Source organism: Ruegeria sp. YKSF57 (genome assembly GCF_059612585.1).
The window spans coordinates 27,165-48,215 of sequence record NZ_JBXWQW010000010.1; the positions used below are offsets into that span (position 1 = coordinate 27,165).

Consider the following 21,051-nt stretch of genomic DNA (forward strand, 5'->3'; position numbering starts at 1 on the left):
AATGCCGATAAAGAACCGGCTCGCAGAAATGCATCAGGAAATCACTGAATGGCGGCGTCACCTGCACGCTCATCCGGAACTCATGTACGACGTGCACAAGACTGCAGCATTTGTGGTGGAGCGACTGAAAGAGATCGGTGTCGACGACATCACGACCGGTATCGGTCAGACGGGTGTCGTTGCGGTAATCAAGGGCAAATCTGACACCAAGGGCCGTGTGATCGGGCTGCGGGCAGACATGGATGCCTTGCCAATCGAAGAGGCAACTGGGGTAGACTATGCCTCGACCGTACCCGGCAAGATGCATGCCTGTGGGCATGATGGGCATACGTCGATGCTGCTTGGGGCCGCGAAATATCTGGCTGAGACGCGGCACTTCGACGGGACAGTGGTGCTGATTTTCCAACCGGCGGAAGAAGGAGGGGCGGGCGGGCTTGCGATGTGCCAGGACGGTCTTATGGATCGCTGGGGCATTCAGGAGGTTTATGGAATGCACAACATGCCGGGGCTGCCGGTAGGGGAGTTTGCCATACGCCCCGGCGCGCTTCTGGCGTCGTCCGATGAGTTTGAGATCGTCGTGACCGGCAAGGGTGGCCACGCCGCGGCTCCGCATGATGCCGTAGATACGACATTGGTCGCCGCGCAGACCGTGGTGTCCCTTCAGTCGGTCGTTTCCCGAACGGTCAATCCGATCAAGAGCGTGGTGCTGACCGTAGGCACATTCCAAACCGACAGCGTGGCATCCAACGTCATCGCGCATACCGCCCGGCTTCAAGGAACGGTTCGGACGCTCGATCCAGAATACCGTGCGATTGCGGAAGAACGTGTTCGTCGGATCGCCGAAGATACCGCCTCGGCTTTTGGCGCCAAAGCCGAGGTGACGTGGACACCCGGCTACCCCGTCACGATGAATACCCAAGCCGAAACGGGGTTTGCCGCAGAGGCCGCAAAGGCGGTGGCAGGTAAGATAAACGACGAAACCGATCCGATCATGCCGTCAGAAGATTTTGCCTACATGCTTGAAGAACGCCCTGGGGCCTACATCTTCATTGGGAACGGGGATACGGCCATGTGTCATCACCCGGCCTATAATTTTGATGATGACGCCATTCCAGCCGGCTGCAGCTGGTTTGCAGAGTTGGTGGAACGACGAATGCCTGTGGCGTGAAAAGGGGGGAATGGCATGCCGATCAAGAACCGGCTCGCTGAAATGCATGACGAGATCACGGCCTGGCGGCGTGACATTCATGAAAACCCTGAAATTCTTTACGACACGCACCGCACCAGTGCGCTGGTGGCCGACAAGCTGAAGGAGTTCGGTTGTGATGAGGTGGTGACTGGTATTGGCCGCACAGGTGTAGTCGGCGTTATTAGGGGAAAGACGGATACAAAGGGGCGTTCAATCGGATTGCGGGCCGATATGGATGCGCTCCCGATGGATGAGCTGACTGGGCTGGACTACACCTCGAAAACACCGGGTGCCATGCACGCCTGCGGTCATGATGGCCATACAGCGATGGTTTTGGGGGCAGCGAAATATCTGGCGGAAACCCGTAACTTCGATGGCACAGCCGTTGTGATTTTCCAACCTGCCGAAGAGGGCGGCAACGGGGCCGAGGCGATGGTCAAAGACGGCTTGATGGACCGGTTCGGCATTCAGGAAGTCTATGCCATGCACAACATGCCGGGTCTGAAGACAGGTCAGTTTGCCATCCGTTCCGGGCCTTTGCTGGCGGCGGCGGACGAGTTTGACATTCAATTGACCGGGCGCGGTGGCCACGCGGCCAAGCCGCATGACACGGTAGACACCACGGTTATGCTGGCTCAGGTCATCATTGCGCTGCAAACGGTGGTATCGCGGAACGTGGATCCGACATTGCAAGCTGTCCTGTCGGTGACTTCGGTGGAAACCTCGTCCAACGCCTTTAACGTGATTCCGCAATCCGCCAGGTTGCGCGGCACTGTCCGAACCCATTCGAATGACGCGCGTGAATTGATCGAAAACCGTCTGAAGGAGGTTGTTACCGGGACCGTTGCAGCGTTCGGAGGAGCAGCCGATATTCGCTACAGCCACGGAGTTCCGGTAACGATCAACGCCGAAGAGCAGACCGGCTTTGCTACCGAAGCTGCGGTTGTGGTCGGCGGCAGCTGCGTCGAGGCGCCGATGGTGATGGGGGGTGAGGACTTCTCATTCATGCTGCAGGAACGGCCGGGTGCGTTCATCGTTCTGGGAAATGGTGACAGCGCCGGATTGCACCACCCGGAATACGATTTCAACGACGAGATCATTCCGCTTGGGTGCTCGTGGTTTGCTGAAATGGTCGAACGCCGGATGCCGGCGGCCTGAGAAACTCAAGGAGTACACAGATATGCCAGTGAAAAACCGATTTGCGGAGCTGCAGGAGGAAATCTCTGCATGGCGGCGCGACATCCACGAGAACCCGGAAATCTTGTTCGAAACGCATCGCACCAGCGCATTGGTGGCGGAAAAGCTGAAAGAATTCGGGTGTGACGAAGTGGTCACGGGTATTGGTCGCACCGGCGTTGTCGGCGTCATCAAAGGCAAGAGTGACAGCAAGGGCAAGGTGATCGGTCTGCGCGCCGATATGGACGCTTTGCCAATTCACGAGGCGACAGGGCTGGACTATGCCTCCAAGACGCCGGGTGCGATGCATGCCTGCGGTCATGACGGCCATACCGCGATGTTGCTGGGGGCTGCCAAGTATTTGTCCGAAACCCGTAATTTCGACGGTACAGTCGTTGTGATCTTTCAGCCCGCTGAGGAGGGTGGCGGCGGCGGTCGCGAGATGTGTGAAGACGGCATGATGGATCGCTGGAATATTCAGGAAGTCTATGGGATGCATAATTGGCCGGGTAAACCGGTCGGCAGTTTCGCGATCCGGCCCGGCGCGTTTTTTGCGGCAACCGACCAATTCGACATCACCTTTGAAGGCAGAGGCGGCCACGCCGCCAAACCGCATGAGACGGTGGACACCACTGTGATGACAGCGCAGGCGGTACTGGCGCTGCAGACCATCGCCTCGCGCAATGCCGACCCCATAGATCAGGTGGTGGTATCGGTTACATCGTTTGAGACATCTTCCAAGGCATTCAACGTGATCCCGCAGAAAGTGCAGATCAAAGGCACCGTGCGCACCATGAGCAAAAAAATGCGCGATCTGGCCGAAAAACGGATCAAGGGAATCTGCACCGGCGTTGCGGCGACCTTTGACGGTACGGCGGACGTAACGTACATCCGCGGGTATCCGGTTATGGTCAACAGCGATGAGCAGACAGGCTTTGCCGCCGAAGTGGCACGCGCGGTGTCCGGCGATTGCGAGGAAGCGCCTCTGGTGATGGGGGGCGAGGATTTCGCCTTCATGCTCGAAGAACGACCGGGTGCCTATATCCTTGTCGGCAATGGCGATACGGCAATGGTGCATCACCCGGAATATAACTTCAACGACGAGGCAATCCCTGCCGGGTGCAGCTGGTGGGCCGAGATTGTCGAAAAACGCATGCCAGCGGCGTGATCCGCCATGGGCGCGGGCGAACAACTCTCGTGCCCTGACGATCTTTCAAGCCGGATCAAGCTGAGTGCATAATGTATCAATGACGGCGTCCAATGCCTGTTTTTGATCGGACACGCAGCTTTGCGCAGCCTCTCGGGCTGCTTTCAGTGCAGGTTCGTCGGACAACCATCGCGTGATGGCTTTTATCAGATCCCGAGCAGCGCGCACTTCGATTGCACCGCCATTCCTGATCAACGGTTTGTACGTTTCCGCAAAGTTGAAATAGCCCGGCCCGGTAATTATCGCCGCCCCGGCCTGAGCCGGCTCGAACGGGTTGTGTCCGCCGATCTCCTTCAGGGAGCCACCCAAAAAAACCAAGGGGCAGAGGGAGTACCAAGTCCCGGTTTCACCCAGCGTATCTGCCATATAGACCTGTGTTTGCGACGTGATGAGGTCCTTCGACGTTCGTCGCGCCATTTGAAGCCCGGCTTTAGAGATGAGGCTTGCGACCTCGTCCCCCCGTTCGGGATGGCGTGGGATAAGCAGCAGCAGGAGGTTGGGCCAGTTTTTTAACAGTTCAGTGTGGGCCGCGAGAACGGTTTCTTCTTCGCCAGCGTGTGTAGAGCTTGCAACCCAGATCGGGCGTTCACCAATTTGCGCCTGAATTTCGTCTCGGGTATTGTTATCGATCGGTAAAGGATCAGACATCGCCTTGAGGTTGGTTCCGGGCTGCACACGGGCGGCTTCGGCCCCCATTTCGATTAGATTTACGGCCGTCTTTTCGTTTTGGGTAAGAAACAGCTGGAACTGATCCAGTATGAACCGAGCAGTATCAGGGCGCTTCTTCCAACCCTGCACCGATTTCTCGGATAGTCGTGCGTTCAGCAGGGCCAATGGGATGCCGCGTGAAGAGCTTTCCACCACCAACCGCGGCCAGATTTCGCTTTCCACGAATATCCCGGCATCTGGTTTCCAATGTGCGAGAAACCTGCGCACGGACCCTGGTGTGTCAAGCGGCGGATACTGGTGGCGGGTACGGGGAGGTATGCGTTTTTCGATCAAAGCGGCCGAGGTGGGGGTGCCGGAGGTGATCAAAAACTCTGCGCGGGGCAGGCGCAGACCCAAACGTTTGATCAGGCCGAGAACAGAAAGGCTTTCTCCGACGCTGGCCGCATGAAACCAGATCAACTGGCCATCGGGCCTGGGCTGGCTTGCGTGGCCCAGACGTTCCCGTTGTCGGATCCTGGAAACACCGGCACGGTCCAGCTTGCGGCGAACCGCCAACCACGCAATTGGAGCCAACAGAGCAGTTGCGCCGCAATATGCCGCATAGAGCAATGTGGCCTTGCCTGATTTGCCAGACACCTCAGCCGCCTGTGTGGCTCATATGCCGGGTCATTCGGCCATCCACCTGTTGCCGCGAATAATCGAAATCGTGCCCTTTGGGCTTCAGATGGATCGCGGCGCGAATGGCCGCCTCCAGGGCCTCCTCCGTGTTCGGATGATCGCGCAGGGGTTGGCGCAGATCGGCCATATCTTCCTGCCCGAGACACATGAACAATTCGCCTGTGCAGGTCAGACGCACTCGGTTGCAGCTTTCGCAGAAATTGTGGCTGAGCGGAGTGATGAACCCGATCCTTTGGCCAGTCTCCTCTAGCCTCACATACCGGGCTGGTCCGCCCGTGCGTTCGGCCAAATCGGTCACCTGATAGTGTCTTTCGTAATCCGAGCGCACGTCTTTCAGTGACCAGTACTGATCCAGACGATCCTCATTGCCTATGTCGCCCATCGGCATGACCTCGATCCAGGTCAGGTCCATGTCGCGTTCGGCGCACCACTCGGTAATGCGGGGCAGTTCTTCCTCGTTGAAACCTTTCAGGGCCACGGTATTTATCTTGATCCGAAGTCCTGCCTTTTGCGCTGCATCGATGCCTTTCAAGACCTGCGGCAGCCGACCCCAGCGGGTGATATCGAAAAATTTCGACTCGTCTAGCGTATCCAGCGACACATTCACGCGTCGCACCCCAGCGGCATAGAGCTGATCCGAAAAGCGCGACAGTTGCGAGCCGTTGGTGGTCAATGTCAGTTCTTTCAGCGTGCCGCTTTCCAGATGGCGGGTCATGGCGTTGAAAAATGTCATGATGTCCCGCCGCACCAAGGGCTCTCCGCCCGTAATGCGCAGTTTTTCTACTCCCATGCGAATGAAGGTTGAACACATGCGGTCCAACTCTTCCAGCGTCAGAAGCTCTTTCTTGGGTAGAAAGGTCATGTTTTCCGACATGCAATACACACAGCGGAAATCACAGCGATCCGTCACGGAAACGCGAAGATAGGTGATGGCGCGGGCAAACGGGTCGATCAGCGGAGCAGTCATGCGCCATAGGTAAAGCGGGTGATGGGCCTCGGCAAGGGCCAACAGCGTTTTGACTGGCATGTCTTTGTGGGCGCGGATAGGGTCGCAGGCATGAGATACATCGCCTTGGTTATACTTGTCGCGCTCGCGGGGTGTTCGGCCATACGGTCGACCAAAGACCGTCTCTTCGGAGAGAATCAAACGTTGTCCGAGCCCGTTGTCACCGATGTTTCCGCCGAAGCCCCCGAAGGGGTGGCACAGACGCCAATCGCAGCCGATCCGGGCTGGAATGGGGCCAGGCAGACCATTGCAGGACTTGGCGATCCGACGCGACCGGGGCGGTGGCTGGAGACACCATTGGTGAAAACCGAGATCAACGGGCGTGTGGTAACACGGGATACCGGCGCTCAGGTCTATGTTCTGCTAATCCCTGCACCGGGACCCCAAGGTGCGGGAAGCCGTTTGTCTTTGGAGGCAATGCAGTCGATGTTGTTGCCGCTGGATCAATTGGTCGAGTTGAACGTTTATTCCAACTGATCTGACAGGTATTTGCCAGCTTCTTTTCGGGCAAACGGTTTCATGGTTGCACCATGTTCGCTCAGAAATGCCGTGACGCGCGGCGCGTCATGTTTGGACAGGTCACGCAACCACCAGGCGACGGCCTTCTGGATGAACCAGTCGCGATCCGTGACATAGTCCGCTGCCCAACTGAGAACCCTTTCCCGCCGGTGCAGATCCTCGGGCTTGGGGTGGTTCTGCTTGGTCCAGGGAAGGGTCGCGACCAATGCGGCGCGGCGCGTCCACATATGTTCGGATCTAGTCCAGCCTTCGACCTGATCCAGACGCTCGGGATCAGCGGTCAGGCGCCTTTGCATCGCCATGCAGGCGTGGTCGGCGACGGCCCATGCGTCAAAATCGGAAACCCAGCTTTGCAGCAAAGCCCAAACTGCCTCGTCAGATCCGATACGGGCCTGAGTCAGCAATTTCGCGGCGGCCAGACGGCCTTCGTGTATGTTTGTTTGCCACAGAGCATTGGCCAGTTCCACCCGTGTGCCAACCGCCAATTCCTGACGCCACGTCTTGGCCAATTCGTTGAGAATCGGATTGGCCACGCCCAGATAGGGACGATCCGCCTTGTGATAAGCTGCCATTTGGGCCGATCGTTCTGGATCGGCATGTGCCTTGATTTGATCTAGAAATGAGCCCAGCATGACCGGATCAGACTGGCACGCCAGTGGGTTTCCCATCGATCGTCTTTTGGTTCTTTTCGACCCAATAGGAGCGGATGTCGTCGTCGGATTTTCCATCCACCCATTTTTGCATCGTGTCGCGCTCGGATCGATAATCCATGAACGGAACTGCATAGCCGCATGAGGTCTGGACCATGTCCACGCTAACGTCGAAGATCTGACGCGCGCTGCGATGAGAGGGAAATTGAGAGGACAGTTTTCCCCAGTCGGGATCAGCTACCTGGACCGTGCGAGCAGATCCGTATACGCGCAAAATCATCGGTCGCGTTGTGAAAGAGCACCACATCAGCGTTATACGGTTGGCCTCAAGCAGATGCCCGGCGGTTTCATTGCCGCTACCGGTCAGGTTCATCCAAAGGATGCGGTTCGAGTCCATTACCCGCAAGGAATCCATTCCCTTGGGGGATATGTTGACACGCCCTTCGGGGCCAGCCGAACCAGTAAAGAAGATATGCTGGCCTTCAATGAACTTGCGGTGCACTTCGTCCAGCGCCGGAAACTGTTTGGACATGTCTTACTCCACCGTTACGGATTTCGCCAAGTTGCGCGGCTGGTCGACATCCGTGCCTTTTGCAACTGCCGTGTGATAGGCCAATAACTGCGCGGGAACAGCGTAGAGGATCGGCGCAAGGCTGTTGTGGATATGTGGCATTCGGATCGTCGACCAGACGCCATCTTCGGCATCCGAAATGCCGTCATCGTCTGACACCAAAATGACCTTGCCCTTGCGTGCCATGACTTCCTGCATGTTCGACGTCGTCTTGTCGAACAACCCGTCGTGCGGTGCCAGAACCACCACAGGCATGTGTTTGTCGATCAGGGCTATGGGGCCATGCTTGAGCTCGCCAGACGCGTAGCCCTCGGCGTGTATATAGCTGATTTCCTTTAACTTTAGCGCCCCTTCGAGCGCTAGAGGATACATAAGTCCGCGGCCCAAGAACAGGACGTCGCGCGCTTCGCTGAGTTGCTGCGCGGCGACGCGGATCGCGTCATTCTGATCCAGAGCGGCGTTAAGCGCCGATGGCAGTCCTCGCAATGCAGAGAAGTGATCCGATAGTTGGTCGTGGGTCAGAGTTCCGCGATCTGCAGCAGCTTTCAAAGCCAGTAACAGCAACACCGTTAATTGGCAGGTGAAGGCCTTGGTAGATGCGACACCGATTTCAACACCTGCATGAATCGGCAGGGCGATATCGCTTTCCCTCGCGATCGAGCTCTCGGGGACGTTGACGACGGATACTATCCTGTCTGCTTTTCCTTCGCAGTATCGCAACGCCGCCAGAGTGTCGGCGGTTTCGCCCGATTGGCTTACGAACAGGGCAAGCGTTCGTTGCACCAAAGGCGGTTCGCGGTAACGGAATTCGGACGCGATATCGACCTCGACCGGAATTTTCGCCAGCTGTTCGAACCAGTATTTTGCCGTCAGGCAAGCATAAAAGGCTGTGCCACAGGCGACCATGGTCAAACGGTCAATCTTGGAAAAATCCAGATCTTCCGGAAGGCTTACCTGCTCACTTCCGGATGGCAGATAAGACCGAATGGCATCGGCAACGACCACCGGCTGTTCATTGATCTCTTTGGCCATGTAATGCTTGTAGCCATCCTTGCCGGTTCGGGCGTGATCGAGTTTGATTTCTCGGATTTCGCGGTTCGCCAACTCTCCGCTTTCCGTCCGAATTTCTACGGAGGACCGAGTTACGACCGCTCGGTCTCCTTCTTCCAGATAAGTGATGCTGTTGGTCAATGGGGCCAGGGCGATGGCATCGGACCCCACGAACATCTCGCCCTCGCCGTGACCGATGGCCAACGGCGACCCTTTGCGCGCCGCAACGATCAGGTCCTCTTCGCCTTCAAAAAGAAAGGCGAGAGCAAATGCGCCGTGGAGTCTGTCAATTGTTTTGAAGGCGGCTGCGACCGGATCCAGACCGCCCCGCATATGATGTTCCGTCATCAACGCGACGGTTTCGGTATCCGTTTCGGTTTGAAACTTGATACCGTTATCAGCCAGTTCCGCACGTAGTTCCCGGTAGTTTTCGACGATGCCGTTATGGACAACTGCTACCGGGCCGGCGCGATGGGGATGCGCGTTGCTGATGGAAGGTGCGCCGTGCGTGGCCCAGCGTGTGTGTCCAATGCCCGACTTGCCGGCCAAGGGCTCGTGTACCAGCAGATCGCTGAGATTGACCAGTTTGCCCACCGCCCTGCGACGATCCAGTGTGCCATTATTGATTGTGGCAATCCCGGCGCTGTCATAACCGCGATACTCAAGCCGTTTGAGCGCTTCCACCAGGATCGGCGCCGCCTCGTGATGGCCTAAAACCCCAACAATTCCGCACATAGAAACTTATCCTTTATCGCGGCGAGCCTTTTTCGCCTTCAACATATCAAACAATTTACGCGCATAACCGGGTTTGTTTTCCTGTTTGGCGCGCGCGACCGCCAATGCATCCGGTTCAACATCACGAGTGACGACTGTTCCGGTTGCCGTCATCGCCCCGTTACCTAAAGAGACAGGCGCAACCAACATGGTGTTCGAGCCGATAAAGACGTTATCCCCAATGCTCGTGTAGTGCTTCATCACGCCGTCATAATTGCAGGTAATCGTGCCAGCGCCGATATTCGTCGACGCCCCAACCGTGGCATCACCGATATAGCTGAGGTGGTTGACCTTGGCGCCCTCGCCGATCTCGGCGTTCTTGATTTCCACAAAATTGCCAATTCGGGCGTTCTCGGCCAATTCGGCGCCGGGTCGCAAACGGGCATATGGCCCGACAATCGCGCCTTGGCTGACGTGGCAGCCCTCGAGATGTGAAAAGGCTCGGATTGTGACGCCGCTTTCTATGGTGACGCCCGGCCCAAACACCACATGGGGTTCAATGATAGTATCGCGGCCGATCACGGTGTCCGCCGCCAGGTAGACAGTTTCAGGGGCCATCAATGTGACGCCAAGTTCCAGCAACTCTGCTCGTGCCCTCGATTGGAACACGGCATCGGCTGCCGCCAGATCTGTGCGCGAGTTCACCCCGAGCGTTTCCTCCTCATCACAGGCAATGGCAGTGACCTTCAGGCCTCGATCCCGGGCGATCTCAACTAAATCAGTCAGATAGTATTCACCCGATGCGTTGTCGTTGCCGACACTTGAAATGAGTGAAAACAATAGTTGTGAATCGCAGGCCATCAGACCTGAGTTGCAAAAGGTTATGCAACGTTCATCTGCCGAAGCGTCTTTGAATTCGACAATACGCTCCAACATATCGCCATTCATTACCAATCTACCGTATCTCGCCGGATCGGCGGCTTCGAAGCCGAGAATGACCAGATCGTTCCCCCTCCGAGCCTCAATCATTCTTTCGAGAGTGTTTGGTCGAATGAAGGGCGTATCACCATACAGCACCACAACGTCGCCGTGGAACCCGTCCAGCACGGTTCGAGCTTGATTGACAGCATGGGCCGTCCCTAACTGTTCGTCCTGAACAACTATCCTCGCTCGTTCGTCTTCCGCGCAGGCCTCTTGGCGCACGGCTTCCGCGCCATGACCGGCAACCACGATGGTGTGCTCGGGGTTCAGTACCGCGCCTGCCCGCATTGCGTGGATTAGCATGGGGACCTGTGCTATTGGATGCAGAACTTTTGGTAATTCCGAATTCATCCTGGTGCCTTTTCCGGCCGCGAGGATGACCAATGCAGTGCTCATGAATAGGTTTTCTCTTTCGTTTTGTTGCTGACCGTTTTATCCGCTATGTCCAAAGGCGCAAGCAGTTCGGTGATCAAACAAAATTGCCGATTGCAACACGACAAGGCGAAATCCCGCCGAGCATGGAGACGGAATGCGCACGGTTATCTTTGATCTGGATGGAACCCTAGCAGATACGTCGGGTGATCTTCTGGCGGCCGCAAACCATTGTTTTCGGCTGATGGGGCATGGTGATGTTCTAGTGCCCGGCGAGGATGCCGGGATTGCCCTGCGTGGTGGAAAAAAGATGCTGACACATGGTCTGGAACGTCTGGACTGTTATCAGGCTGCCACGGTCGATGAATACTATCCGATCCTGCTGGCAGCTTACGGAGAGGCCATCGACCACCACACGCAATTCTACCCTGGTGCGCTGGCTGCGGTGGATGCGTTGCGGGCAGCAGGATACAAGGTTGGCATCTGCACCAACAAGCCCGAAGCCTTGGCCGATCTGCTGCTGACGCGCCTGGGCGCGCGTGACATTTTCGACTCGCTGATCGGAGCTGACACCCTGCCTGTGCGCAAACCCGATCCTGAACCATTGCGCGAGGCTGTTCGCCGCGCCGGAGGTGATCCGGACCGGTGCATTTTGGTCGGGGATTCCGACACCGACAGGAACACGGCGCGCGCTGCCGGGGTTCCGTCTGTTCTGGTAACATTTGGACCATCTGGCGACGACATGGCTGCGCTTGGTCCTGAGGCGTTATTGCATCATTTCGATCACTTGCCCGCCTTGGTCGCGGAGTTGATCGGGCAACCAGAGCCAGTCGGGTTGTAGCCAGCTTTCCAACCTCTGCCCGTAGTATTGCTGGGAGCATAATAGACATGACCGAGAAGTTTTCAGGCAGCTTCACCCAACAGGAGCCGATCCCCGATGATGCCATCGAGGCCGCAGTTGCGGTTATGCGCCATGGGCGGTTGCATCGCTACAACGTTGTCCCGGGCGAGATGAGTGAAACGGCGTTGCTCGAGCAGGAGTTCGCAGCCCAGATGGGCGCGAAATACTGCGTCGCTGTTGCATCGGGCGGTTATGCGCTTGCAACCTCATTGCGCGCTACTGGTGTAAAACCCGGAGATCCAGTGCTGACCAATGCCTTTACGTTGGCTCCGGTTCCCGGCGCGATTGCTTCGGCGGGTGGTCGACCGGTTTTTGTTGGTGTCACCGCGGGATTGACGATTGACCTCGAGGATCTCGCGGCAAAGGCAGGTCAGGCGAAAGTTTTGATGCTTAGCCATATGCGCGGCCATCTGTGCGACATGGATCGGTTGATGCAGATTTGTGATGAAGCCGGAATTAGGGTGATCGAAGATTGCGCGCATACGATGGGCGCGCGCTGGAACGGTACGCTGTCGGGACGGCAGGGCGCCATAGGGTGCTATTCTTGCCAAACATATAAACACGTAAACTCGGGTGAGGGTGGCTTGCTGATCACCGATGACGAGGAACTAGCGGCGCGAGCGGTGATGATGTCGGGTTCATACATGCTATACGAACGTCATGTGGCGGCGCCGGGACCGGAAGTGTTTGAGCGCATCAAGTACCATACTCCGAACATTTCGGGGCGGATGGACAATTTGCGGGCCGCGATCCTGCGCCCCCAGTTGCGCGATCTGGAAACACAGGTGGCGCGCTGGAACGATCGGTATCGCGAGATCGAGGCAGGCTTGCGTGACACGCCGGGCCTAACCGTTGTCGAGCGACCCGAGGCGGAATTCTATGTCGGATCGTCCATTCAGTTTCTTCTGCTCGACTGGTCCGCCGAACGCGTCGGCGAGGTGATCCGCCGATGTGCCGAGCGCGGGGTTGATCTGAAGTGGTTCGGCGGAACGGAACCCAGTGGCTTCACTTCGCGGTATGACAGTTGGCGCTATGCCGATTGTGAGCGCTTGCCAAAAACCGACCGCATTCTGGCTGGGGTCATTGACATGCGTGTTCCTCTGACATTCTCGCTGGACGATTGCCGTTTGATCGCACGCATCATTCGGGCCGAAGTCGGTGCGGTGTTTCAATCCTGAATGAACAAACACAGGCAGCGTCCGACACATTTTGAAGCGGCGTTCTGGAGACGGGGCGCCGTTTTTTGTTTCCGGTCGACGTGGGGTCGCGGGGAAACACAATCGTTGACCGAAAAGAGATTCGCTGTTATCTCATTATTGAACAAGTGTTCAATAATTGCGAGAGGAGAGCGCAGATGTTCACCGCGACCATGCAATTCGATCTGGGCGAAGATGTGAACGCCCTGCGTGATATGGTGCATCGCTGGGCCCAGGAACGGGTCAAGCCGATGGCCGCAGATATCGACAGGACCAATGAATTTCCCAACGATCTTTGGAAGGAGATGGGTGAGCTTGGCCTGCTGGGCATCACCGTGCCCGAGGAGTACGGCGGTTCGGGAATGTCGTATCTGGCTCACACAGTCGCCGTTGAAGAGATCGCGCGGGCCTCGGCCTCGGTATCCCTGTCGTACGGCGCTCACTCGAATTTGTGCGTGAACCAAATCAAGCTGAACGGTACCGAGGAGCAGAAACGCAAGTACCTGCCGCGCTTGGTCTCGGGAGAACATGTGGGCGCTCTGGCGATGTCCGAACCTTCGGCAGGGTCTGACGTGGTGTCGATGAAGTTGCGTGCCGAAAAGCGGAACGATCATTATCGCCTGAACGGCAACAAGTATTGGATCACCAACGGTCCGGATGCGGATACCTTGGTCGTCTATGCCAAGACCGATCCCGAGGCGGGATCGAAAGGGATTACTGCCTTTCTGGTCGAGAAGGAGATGAAGGGGTTCTCGACCTCTAACCATTTCGACAAACTTGGAATGCGTGGCTCAAATACCGCTGAACTGATCTTTGAGGACGCCGAAGTGCCTTTCGAAAACGTGCTGGGCGAGGAGGGTAAGGGAGTTGCCGTCCTGATGTCTGGTCTCGACTATGAACGGGTCGTGCTGGCGGGTATCGGGCTGGGCATCATGGCGGCCTGCCTGGATGAGGTCATGCCGTATCTGGCCGAGCGCAAGCAGTTCGGCAAACCTATTGGCACGTTCCAGCTGATGCAGGGCAAGATTGCGGATATGTACACGGCGATGAATTCGTCGCGTGCCTATGTTTATGAGGTGGCCAAGGCCTGCGACCGCGGTGACGTGACCCGGCAGGATGCGGCGGCCTGCTGTCTCTATGCTTCTGAACAGGGAATGGTTCAGGCGCATCAGGCCGTACAGGCGATGGGTGGGGCCGGGTTCCTTTCGGATGCAGCCGTCAGCCGTATTTTCCGCGACGCCAAATTGATGGAGATCGGCGCAGGTACCAGCGAAATTCGCCGGATGCTGATCGGGCGCGAGTTGATGAATACTATGCTCTGAAAACGGATCGCCCCGCCACGGTTGAGGTGACGGGGCATTGCGGTGCAAGGATCAGAAACGATGAACGTAGGTGAGTCCAATCAGCCACGGATCGACTTCGGCAGTGCCGATACCGGCGCCGTCCAAGGTTACGTCAGTGTCGATATCGAACCAACGCACGTTCAGGCGGACAGCACCGGTGTCGCTGATCTGATAGTCAAGGCCAGCCTGCAGAGAAACGCCAAAGGAATCGTCGGCCTTGAGGTCGCCCAACGGCGATTGTTCATCAAAGAACACGGTATAGTTCAGGCCTGCGCCGACATAGGGCTTCCAGGCGCTGTTGGTCGGGAAGTGGTAGTTCAGCGACAGGGTTGGCGGCAGGTGCTTGACGCTGCCCGCGTCCACGCTTCCACCGAGGGTAACATCGTGCTCGAAGGGGGTGGCTGCCAGCAACTCGATCCCCAGGTTGTCGCGGATGAAATACTCGACAGTAAAGATCGGGCGCGTGTCATCATCGATCGACGCACTGAAGCCAGCAAGCGATCCGTTGTCGGATTTGGGGTCCAGGTAGCCGAAACCGACACCCACTGTCCAGTCGCCACGCGATTGGGCGAAAACGGGAGCGGCGAGGGCGGTCAGTGCCGTGGTCAATGCCAGTACGGCGGCTGTGCGTTTCATGGTGACTCCTTTAGAAACCGTTTGATTTCGCGCGTTAATGCCGTTTTTCGCATGTGTTCTGCGAAGTTCTCTGATTTGAATCAAATTCATCTGTGGTGGAGGCGTTTGCGAGGCAACCGTGAAGTGTTTGCGTTGGCTACGCCCCTTGCAAACAAGGGTATGAACAAGCATCGGCCGGAGGTCGTTTCGTGATGCGCATACCGGGTATGCATCCAGGAGGTGGATGGGATATTCCACCTCGTCTCAACATGGCGCGGCAATGTCTGCAAGGCGCCGATGATCAGACCGCGATCATCGACCTGACCGGCTCAGAACGGGTCGAAATCTCTTTTGCCGACCTGCGCCAGATGGTCGAACGCCTGTCCCGCCGCCTTCTGCACGAGGTTGCGCCGGGTGACCGGGTCGGCGTGCTGCTCAGTCAGTCCCCATGGTGTGCGGCGGCCCATCTCGCGATCTGGAAGATTGGCGCGATCTCGGTACCACTGTTCAAACTGTTCAAAAGGGATGCGCTGTGCACCCGCGTGGGGGATGCCGGGGCGAGGATCGTGCTGACCGACGCCGAAGGGGCAGCGTTGCTCGGCGATCTGGCCACCCCGTTTATGGTCGATGAAACCGGCGAGGATGGCGGGCCAGTGCCCTTTGCCGATACCGGCCCCGAGGATCCGGCGGTGCTGATCTATACCTCGGGCACCACCGGCAGCCCCAAGGGCGCGCTGCATGGCCATCGGGTTCTGACCGGGCATTTGCCAGGTGTCTCGATCAGCCACAATCATCTGCGCTACGGCGACTGCCTGTGGACCCCCGCCGATTGGGCGTGGATCGGGGGGCTCTTCGATGTGCTGATGCCGGGTCTGGCGCTAGGCATCCCGGTTGTCGCGGCACGTCTTGAGAAGTTTACCCCTGAAGCCTGCGCCGACATAGTCGCGCGCGGCGGAGTGCGGAACGTCTTTTTCCCTCCAACGGCGCTGCGAATGCTCAAGGCGGTGGATCAGGCAATCCCCGGTCTGCGCTCGGTCGCGTCCGGGGGTGAACCGCTGGGGGCCGAAATGCTGGCATGGGGGCAGAAGGCATTTGGTCTGACGATCAACGAATTTTACGGCCAGACCGAATGCAACATGGTCGTCTCGTCTTGCGCCGAGGATTTCCCAGTTCGACCCGGCTGTATCGGTAAACCGGTGCCGGGGCATGAGGTTGCAGTAATCGATGAGGACGGAAACCCGACCGGCGAAGAGGGCGACGTGGCCATCCGGCGCGGCTCTGCCTCGATGCTGCTGGAATACTGGAACCGGCCCGACGCGACGGCCGAGAAGTTCCGGGGCGATTGGCTGATTACCGGAGACCGGGGTGTTTGGGAAGGCGACTACCTGCGCTTTGTCGGTCGGGAGGATGACGTGATCACGTCCGCCGGATATCGCATCGGCCCGGCTGAGATCGAGGATTGCCTGTTGACCCACCCGGCGGTGGCAACGGTGGGCGTGGTCGGCAAGCCGGACCCGCTGCGGACCGAGATCGTGAAGGCTTATGTGGTGTTGAAACCGGGTGCTGAGGCGGCGGAGCAGGAGTTGCAGGACTGGGTCAAAGACCGTCTGGCGCAGTACTCCTATCCGCGAGAGGTGGCGTTTCTGGAGGAATTGCCGATGACGGTGACGGGGAAGGTGATCCGGAAGGAGTTGAAGCGGATGGCGGCGGGGGAAGTGGACGCGTGACGACTTCACACAAACGCCAGAGCCTGAGCGATCGGCACTATCTTTGGTTCCGGAGTCTTTTCCACACTCGCTGTCCGGATTGTGGAGGTTTCATTCCGCTGGGCAAACTGACTGGGCGTAGCAGAGGCTGGCCGCAACATGGTGCTTGCAAGACGTGCGGTCAGGAATGGCGCGTTGCGCTGACCCATTGGCAATACACGCGACGGTTTATGTTTCGCTGTGTGCCGCTGGTGCTGGTGTCTGTCTTCGTCATGTCTGGACTGGTCGAGTATTTCATACCGGCCCTGACGTATGAGCTTAATGGCCTGACAAAACTCAGCTTTCCGGCTTTTGTGTTTTTGCTCCCTGCGTTTGTCTTGCCCGCGCTTTGGTGGGCGCGGCGTCTACCGTTGGAAAAGGTCGAGCGATGCGAATGATTTGCATGGCGGTTTTGAGAAGTGCCGGATCACACCGTGATCCGGTTCGCGCCCGACCCCGCCCCCCAGGGCGGGCGCGAAGCAGCAACGGTTGCGACAGGTTGCGGCTTTGCGAGTGGCTCGGAGCGCGGGACAAATGGATAGCCGCCCTCAGGGCCGGGCGCGAACCTGCCGTTGGGCGAGACTGGCGGGCATTTGGAATTTTGGTGAGGCACGACACATGAAACTCAACTCTCAGGCATTGCCCTCTTCGGATGGGTTCAAGACCAACCGCGCCGCGCATCTGGCCGCTTTGGACAAGATCGCGCAGGCATCGCAGACCGCGCGCATGGGGGGCGGCGAAAAGTCCCGCGCCCGCCATGAAAGCCGGGGCAAGATGTTGCCGCGCAGGCGGGTGGCGAACCTGCTTGATCCGGGGTCTCCGTTTCTGGAAATCGGGGCGACGGCGGCGCATGGGATGTATGATGGCGCGGCCCCGAGTGCTGGTGTTGTTGCAGGTATTGGCCGCGTGCACGGGCAAGAGGTCATGGTGGTCTGCAACGACGCCACCGTGAAGGGCGGCACATATTATCCGATGACCGTCAAAAAACACCTGCGGGCGCAGGAGATTGCCGAGGAAAACCATCTGCCCTGCATCTACCTGGTCGACAGTGGCGGCGCGAACCTGCCCAATCAGGATGAGGTGTTCCCCGACCGCGACCACTTTGGCCGTATCTTCTACAATCAGGCCCGGATGAGCGCGAAGGGTATCCCTCAGATCGCCGTGGTGATGGGGTCATGTACGGCTGGCGGCGCTTATGTGCCAGCGATGTCGGACGTGACGATCATCGTCAAGGAACAGGGCACCATCTTTCTTGCGGGGCCACCGCTGGTGAAAGCGGCGACGGGTGAGGTGGTGAGCGCCGAAGACCTCGGTGGCGGAGACGTGCATACGCGCCTTTCGGGCGTGGCCGATTACCTGGCAGAGGATGACGCACATGCTCTGGCTTTGGCGCGACGCGCGGTGCAATCACTGAACCGTCGCAAGCCGCTGACGGTGGATTGGGCCAGCCCCGAAGAGCCTGCCTATGACCCCGAGGAAATCCTTGGCGTGGTTCCCGCGGACCTGAAGACGCCATATGACATCCGCGAGGTAATTGCGCGGTTGGTCGACGGCTCACGTTTCGACGAGTTCAAGCCGCGCTTTGGCGAGACCATCGTGTGTGGATTTGCCCATCTCAAGGGCTGCCCAATCGGAATTATCGCCAACAACGGCGTGATCTTCAGCGAGGCGGCGCAAAAGGCCGCGCACTTCGTGGAACTCTGCAGCCAGCGCAAGATTCCGCTGGTCTTCCTGCAGAACATTACCGGCTTCATGGTGGGTCGCAAATACGAAAACGAGGGCATTGCCCGTCACGGAGCCAAAATGGTGACGGCTGTGGCGACGACGAACGTGCCCAAGATCACCATGCTTGTCGGCGGTTCCTTCGGGGCGGGCAACTATGGCATGGCGGGCCGGGCCTATCAGCCGCGGTTCCTGTGGACATGGCCCAGTTCCCGAATATCGGTGATGGGTGGCGAACAGGCGGCGGGTGTTCTAGCGACCGTCAAGCGGGATGGCATTGAACGTTCGGGGGGCACCTGGTCGGCCGAGGAAGAGGCCGAGTTCAAGCGCCCGACGCTGGAGATGTTCGAAGAGCAATCGCACCCGCTCTATGCTTCGGCCCGTCTGTGGGATGACGGCATCATCGACCCGCGCAAAAGCCGCGATGTGTTGGCCTTGTCGCTGAGCGCCGCGCTGAACGCCCCGATTGAAGAGACACGTTTCGGCGTGTTCAGGATGTGAAACATGACCAAATTTCGAGGTTTGATTGAAGATGCTCTGTTCTTGCCTAAGCTGACTGGAACCGTTCTGATGTTGAAGCACATCGAAGGGATGCCGGAAGTCGGCATGCAAATTTCAGTTTCGGGCAAGCTCGCTGAGATCAAAGAACTCGGGCGCAATTCAACTGATGGCCAGCCGGTTTCTTCCAGGAGTTGTTTAACTGGCAGACCTTGCGCTCCTTACGGTAGTATTTTGATTGAATGGAATGAAGAGGCAGTTGCCCTGAAAGATCTTCATTTGCTTTGGGTAGCGGAAGAGGCTGTGAACTGATGTTTGACAAGATCCTGATTGCCAATCGCGGCGAGATCGCCTGCCGTGTGATGGAAACCGCGCAGCGCATGGGCGTCGCCTGTGTTGCGGTCTATTCCGATGCCGATGCCGGCGCCAAACATGTGGCGATGGCGGACGAGGCGGTGCATATCGGCGGCCCGGCGCCCGCCGACAGTTACCTCAAGGGCGACGTGATCATCGCTGCCGCTTTAGAAACCGGCGCGCAGGCGATCCATCCCGGTTATGGGTTCCTGTCCGAGAACCCCGGATTCGTGGATGCGGTCGAGGCGGCGGGGCTGACCTTTATCGGTCCCTCGGCCAGCGCGATCCGTGCGATGGGCCTCAAGGATGCCGCCAAGGCGCTGATGCACGAGGCGGGCGTGCCCGTGGTACCCGGCTATCACGGCGACAACCAGGATCCCGAACATCTGGCGGGCGCCGCCGATACCATCGGCTATCCGGTGCTGATCAAGGCGGTCGCTGGCGGCGGCGGCAAGGGGATGCGCCTGGTCGAGCGCCCGCAGGATTTCGCAGCGGCGCTCGACAGCGCGCGGGGTGAGGCCAAGACCGCCTTTGGCAATGACGCCGTGTTAGTCGAGAAATTCGTCGCCAAGCCCCGCCATATCGAAGTGCAGGTGTTTGGCGACGGTACCCATGCGGTGCATCTGTTCGAACGTGACTGCTCGCTGCAGCGGCGACACCAGAAGGTGATCGAAGAGGCCCCGGCACCCGGAATGACCTCCGAAATGCGTGAAGCGATGGGGCAGGCGGGTGTGCGCGCGGCTGAGGCGATCGGTTACAAAGGCGCGGGGACGGTCGAATTCATCGTTGATGCCTCGGACGGTCTGCGGCCTGACCGGTTCTGGTTCATGGAGATGAACACACGTCTGCAGGTGGAGCACCCGGTGACCGAAGCCATTACCGGCGTCGATCTGGTGGAATGGCAATTGCGCGTGGCCGCCGGAGAGAACCTGCCGAAACGACAGGACGAACTGATCATTACCGGCCATGCTTTCGAGGCAAGGCTCTATGCCGAAGATGTGCCAAAGGGCTTTCTTCCCGCAACGGGAACATTGACCCACTTGCGTTTCCCCGACGAATGCCGCGCCGACAGTGGCGTGCGGGCGGGTGACACGATCAGCCCCTGGTACGATCCGATGATTTCGAAGGTTATCGTTCACGGTCCGACCCGAGAAGTGGCTTTGGCAAAGTTGGACCGGGCGTTGAGCGGCACGCAGGTGGGCGGGACCGTAACCAATCTGGCGTTTCTCGGAGCTCTGACCCGGCATGCGGGGTTTGCAGCGGGTGATGTGGATACTGGCCTGATCGGTCGCGATCTGGAGGCGTTAGTTCAAGAGCCTATTGCCGAACCTCGGCACAAGGTGGCGGCGGCGATGACTGCATTGGGGTTGGTTGAAACTGAGGCGCATACTGGTTTTTCGATTTGGGCACCTTTGCACCGCGCAGTCGAGATATCCTGGCAGAACGAGCCGCGCGCGTTGGATGTACAGGTTCTGGGGCCGGTTCGGCAGCTATGGCAGGTCGGGGAAGATCAGGTGCTGGCAGAGCGTCGCAATGGGCGCTGGCAAATTGGAGGGCGTGCGATGCCCGACACCTCGACCGCGGGACAAGTTGTCACCGTGTTTGACTGCTACGGTTTGGCTTTCGAAATAATTGATCCGCTGGATCGGGATGCGTCTGCCAGCGGCGATACCAATGTTATAGAAGCTCCCATGCCGGGGCTGGTAAAGGCCGTGTTTGCCAAGGCCGGTCAAGCTGTGAATGAAGGGGATCGTCTGGCCATTCTGGAAGCGATGAAGATGGAGCATTCGCTTTTGGCCGCCCGGGATGGAGTGGTCGCTGAAGTGCTTGCCAGCGCAGGCGATCAGGTGGAAGCTGGTGCGGCGCTTGTCCGGCTCAAGGACGATGCCGACTGA

19 protein-coding genes are annotated in these 21,051 nt (G+C 58.4%); 12 read left to right on the plus strand and 7 right to left on the minus strand.

Going from position 1 to position 21,051, the window contains the following annotated elements:
* The first annotated feature begins 1 nt into the window (after position 1).
* From AC2FLX_RS06015 to AC2FLX_RS06025, 3 genes are read left to right on the plus strand one after another with little or no spacing between them, the layout of a single operon-like run.
* Entirely contained in the window at positions 2 to 1,168 is a 1,167-nt protein-coding gene (locus AC2FLX_RS06015) for a M20 aminoacylase family protein (RefSeq protein ID WP_480749265.1), read from the plus strand.
* Between the two features lie 15 nt (positions 1,169 to 1,183).
* Positions 1,184 to 2,347, plus strand: coding sequence for a M20 aminoacylase family protein (locus tag AC2FLX_RS06020; protein ID WP_496810362.1), 1,164 nt, complete (start codon positions 1,184 to 1,186; stop codon positions 2,345 to 2,347).
* 22 nt (positions 2,348 to 2,369) lie between these two features.
* Positions 2,370 to 3,533, plus strand: a complete 1,164-nt coding sequence (locus AC2FLX_RS06025) for a M20 aminoacylase family protein (protein ID WP_496810363.1) — start codon at positions 2,370 to 2,372, stop codon at positions 3,531 to 3,533.
* Positions 3,534 to 3,578: 45 nt separating this feature from the next.
* On the opposite strand, the gene AC2FLX_RS06030 is transcribed toward AC2FLX_RS06025, so the two are convergent.
* Both AC2FLX_RS06030 and moaA read right to left on the minus strand, forming a co-directional pair.
* Entirely contained in the window at positions 3,579 to 4,877 is a 1,299-nt protein-coding gene (locus AC2FLX_RS06030) for a 3-deoxy-D-manno-octulosonic acid transferase (RefSeq protein WP_496810364.1), read from the minus strand.
* 1 nt (position 4,878) lies between these two features.
* Positions 4,879 to 5,886 (minus strand): GTP 3',8-cyclase MoaA, encoded by a 1,008-nt coding sequence (moaA, locus tag AC2FLX_RS06035; RefSeq protein WP_496810378.1) that lies wholly within the window; start codon positions 5,884 to 5,886, stop codon positions 4,879 to 4,881.
* Positions 5,887 to 6,069: 183 nt separating this feature from the next.
* Here moaA and AC2FLX_RS06040 point away from each other — a divergent pair, with 183 nt between their 5' ends.
* Positions 6,070 to 6,402, plus strand: a complete 333-nt coding sequence (locus tag AC2FLX_RS06040; RefSeq protein WP_496810365.1) for a hypothetical protein — start codon at positions 6,070 to 6,072, stop codon at positions 6,400 to 6,402.
* Here AC2FLX_RS06040 and AC2FLX_RS06045 read toward each other — a convergent pair.
* From AC2FLX_RS06045 to glmU, 4 genes are read right to left on the minus strand one after another with little or no spacing between them, the layout of a single operon-like run.
* Complete coding sequence (locus AC2FLX_RS06045; protein WP_496810366.1) at positions 6,390 to 7,112, minus strand: DNA alkylation repair protein; 723 nt, start codon at positions 7,110 to 7,112, stop codon at positions 6,390 to 6,392. The genes AC2FLX_RS06040 and AC2FLX_RS06045 overlap by 13 nt on opposite strands.
* Positions 7,084 to 7,626, minus strand: a complete 543-nt coding sequence (locus AC2FLX_RS06050) for a pyridoxamine 5'-phosphate oxidase family protein (RefSeq protein ID WP_496810367.1) — start codon at positions 7,624 to 7,626, stop codon at positions 7,084 to 7,086. The genes AC2FLX_RS06045 and AC2FLX_RS06050 overlap by 29 nt, the downstream gene beginning before the upstream one ends.
* 3 nt (positions 7,627 to 7,629) lie before the next feature.
* Entirely contained in the window at positions 7,630 to 9,450 is a 1,821-nt protein-coding gene (glmS, locus tag AC2FLX_RS06055) for a glutamine--fructose-6-phosphate transaminase (isomerizing) (RefSeq protein WP_496748397.1), read from the minus strand.
* 6 nt (positions 9,451 to 9,456) lie between these two features.
* Positions 9,457 to 10,806: a bifunctional UDP-N-acetylglucosamine diphosphorylase/glucosamine-1-phosphate N-acetyltransferase GlmU gene (gene glmU, locus AC2FLX_RS06060; RefSeq protein WP_496810368.1), complete on the minus strand. Its 1,350-nt coding sequence runs from the start codon at positions 10,804 to 10,806 to the stop codon at positions 9,457 to 9,459.
* Positions 10,807 to 10,939: 133 nt separating this feature from the next.
* On the opposite strand from glmU, the gene AC2FLX_RS06065 reads away from it, so the two are divergent.
* The 3 genes from AC2FLX_RS06065 to AC2FLX_RS06075 all read left to right on the plus strand — a co-directional run bounded on the left by AC2FLX_RS06065 (position 10,940) and on the right by AC2FLX_RS06075 (position 14,201).
* Entirely contained in the window at positions 10,940 to 11,623 is a 684-nt protein-coding gene (locus AC2FLX_RS06065) for an HAD-IA family hydrolase (protein WP_480749274.1), read from the plus strand.
* Positions 11,624 to 11,670: 47 nt separating this feature from the next.
* Positions 11,671 to 12,861, plus strand: a complete 1,191-nt coding sequence (locus AC2FLX_RS06070; protein ID WP_480749275.1) for a DegT/DnrJ/EryC1/StrS family aminotransferase — start codon at positions 11,671 to 11,673, stop codon at positions 12,859 to 12,861.
* 176 nt (positions 12,862 to 13,037) lie between these two features.
* Complete coding sequence (locus AC2FLX_RS06075) at positions 13,038 to 14,201, plus strand: isovaleryl-CoA dehydrogenase (protein ID WP_496810369.1); 1,164 nt, start codon at positions 13,038 to 13,040, stop codon at positions 14,199 to 14,201.
* Positions 14,202 to 14,252: 51 nt separating this feature from the next.
* Here the strand turns inward: AC2FLX_RS06075 and AC2FLX_RS06080 are convergent, their stop codons facing one another.
* Positions 14,253 to 14,858 (minus strand): OmpW/AlkL family protein, encoded by a 606-nt coding sequence (locus AC2FLX_RS06080; RefSeq protein WP_480749277.1) that lies wholly within the window; start codon positions 14,856 to 14,858, stop codon positions 14,253 to 14,255.
* Positions 14,859 to 15,049: 191 nt separating this feature from the next.
* Here AC2FLX_RS06080 and AC2FLX_RS06085 point away from each other — a divergent pair, with 191 nt between their 5' ends.
* The 5 genes from AC2FLX_RS06085 to AC2FLX_RS06105 all read left to right on the plus strand — a co-directional run bounded on the left by AC2FLX_RS06085 (position 15,050) and on the right by AC2FLX_RS06105 (position 21,051).
* The gene (locus AC2FLX_RS06085) at positions 15,050 to 16,564 is read left to right on the plus strand and encodes an AMP-binding protein (protein ID WP_496810379.1); all 1,515 of its coding nucleotides are present in this window, start codon (positions 15,050 to 15,052) and stop codon (positions 16,562 to 16,564) included.
* Between the two features lie 209 nt (positions 16,565 to 16,773).
* The gene (locus AC2FLX_RS06090; protein ID WP_496875393.1) at positions 16,774 to 16,980 is read left to right on the plus strand and encodes a hypothetical protein; all 207 of its coding nucleotides are present in this window, start codon (positions 16,774 to 16,776) and stop codon (positions 16,978 to 16,980) included.
* A 220-nt stretch (positions 16,981 to 17,200) separates the two neighbouring features.
* Complete coding sequence (locus tag AC2FLX_RS06095; RefSeq protein ID WP_496810370.1) at positions 17,201 to 18,805, plus strand: carboxyl transferase domain-containing protein; 1,605 nt, start codon at positions 17,201 to 17,203, stop codon at positions 18,803 to 18,805.
* Between the two features lie 3 nt (positions 18,806 to 18,808).
* A complete protein-coding gene (locus AC2FLX_RS06100) occupies positions 18,809 to 19,114 on the plus strand; it encodes a hypothetical protein (RefSeq protein WP_496810371.1) in 306 nt (101 codons plus the stop codon).
* On the plus strand, positions 19,114 to 21,051 hold the full coding sequence (locus tag AC2FLX_RS06105; protein ID WP_480749281.1) for an acetyl/propionyl/methylcrotonyl-CoA carboxylase subunit alpha: 1,938 nt from the start codon (positions 19,114 to 19,116) through the stop codon (positions 21,049 to 21,051). The genes AC2FLX_RS06100 and AC2FLX_RS06105 overlap by 1 nt, the downstream gene beginning before the upstream one ends.

Coding starts and splice junctions, on each gene's coding strand:
- AC2FLX_RS06090 (WP_496875393.1), top strand. CDS start 16,774: ATGTTTCGCTGTGTGCCGCTGGTGCTGGTGTCTGTCTTCGTCATGTCT.
- AC2FLX_RS06080 (WP_480749277.1), bottom strand. CDS start 14,858: ATGAAACGCACAGCCGCCGTACTGGCATTGACCACGGCACTGACCGCC.
- AC2FLX_RS06085 (WP_496810379.1), top strand. CDS start 15,050: ATGCGCATACCGGGTATGCATCCAGGAGGTGGATGGGATATTCCACCT.
- glmU (WP_496810368.1), bottom strand. CDS start 10,806: ATGAGCACTGCATTGGTCATCCTCGCGGCCGGAAAAGGCACCAGGATG.
- AC2FLX_RS06045 (WP_496810366.1), bottom strand. CDS start 7,112: ATGGGAAACCCACTGGCGTGCCAGTCTGATCCGGTCATGCTGGGCTCA.
- AC2FLX_RS06105 (WP_480749281.1), top strand. CDS start 19,114: ATGTTTGACAAGATCCTGATTGCCAATCGCGGCGAGATCGCCTGCCGT.
- AC2FLX_RS06025 (WP_496810363.1), top strand. CDS start 2,370: ATGCCAGTGAAAAACCGATTTGCGGAGCTGCAGGAGGAAATCTCTGCA.
- AC2FLX_RS06015 (WP_480749265.1), top strand. CDS start 2: ATGCCGATAAAGAACCGGCTCGCAGAAATGCATCAGGAAATCACTGAA.
- AC2FLX_RS06020 (WP_496810362.1), top strand. CDS start 1,184: ATGCCGATCAAGAACCGGCTCGCTGAAATGCATGACGAGATCACGGCC.
- moaA (WP_496810378.1), bottom strand. CDS start 5,886: ATGACTGCTCCGCTGATCGACCCGTTTGCCCGCGCCATCACCTATCTT.
- AC2FLX_RS06070 (WP_480749275.1), top strand. CDS start 11,671: ATGACCGAGAAGTTTTCAGGCAGCTTCACCCAACAGGAGCCGATCCCC.
- AC2FLX_RS06075 (WP_496810369.1), top strand. CDS start 13,038: ATGTTCACCGCGACCATGCAATTCGATCTGGGCGAAGATGTGAACGCC.
- AC2FLX_RS06095 (WP_496810370.1), top strand. CDS start 17,201: ATGAAACTCAACTCTCAGGCATTGCCCTCTTCGGATGGGTTCAAGACC.
- AC2FLX_RS06065 (WP_480749274.1), top strand. CDS start 10,940: ATGCGCACGGTTATCTTTGATCTGGATGGAACCCTAGCAGATACGTCG.
- AC2FLX_RS06100 (WP_496810371.1), top strand. CDS start 18,809: ATGACCAAATTTCGAGGTTTGATTGAAGATGCTCTGTTCTTGCCTAAG.
- glmS (WP_496748397.1), bottom strand. CDS start 9,450: ATGTGCGGAATTGTTGGGGTTTTAGGCCATCACGAGGCGGCGCCGATC.
- AC2FLX_RS06050 (WP_496810367.1), bottom strand. CDS start 7,626: ATGTCCAAACAGTTTCCGGCGCTGGACGAAGTGCACCGCAAGTTCATT.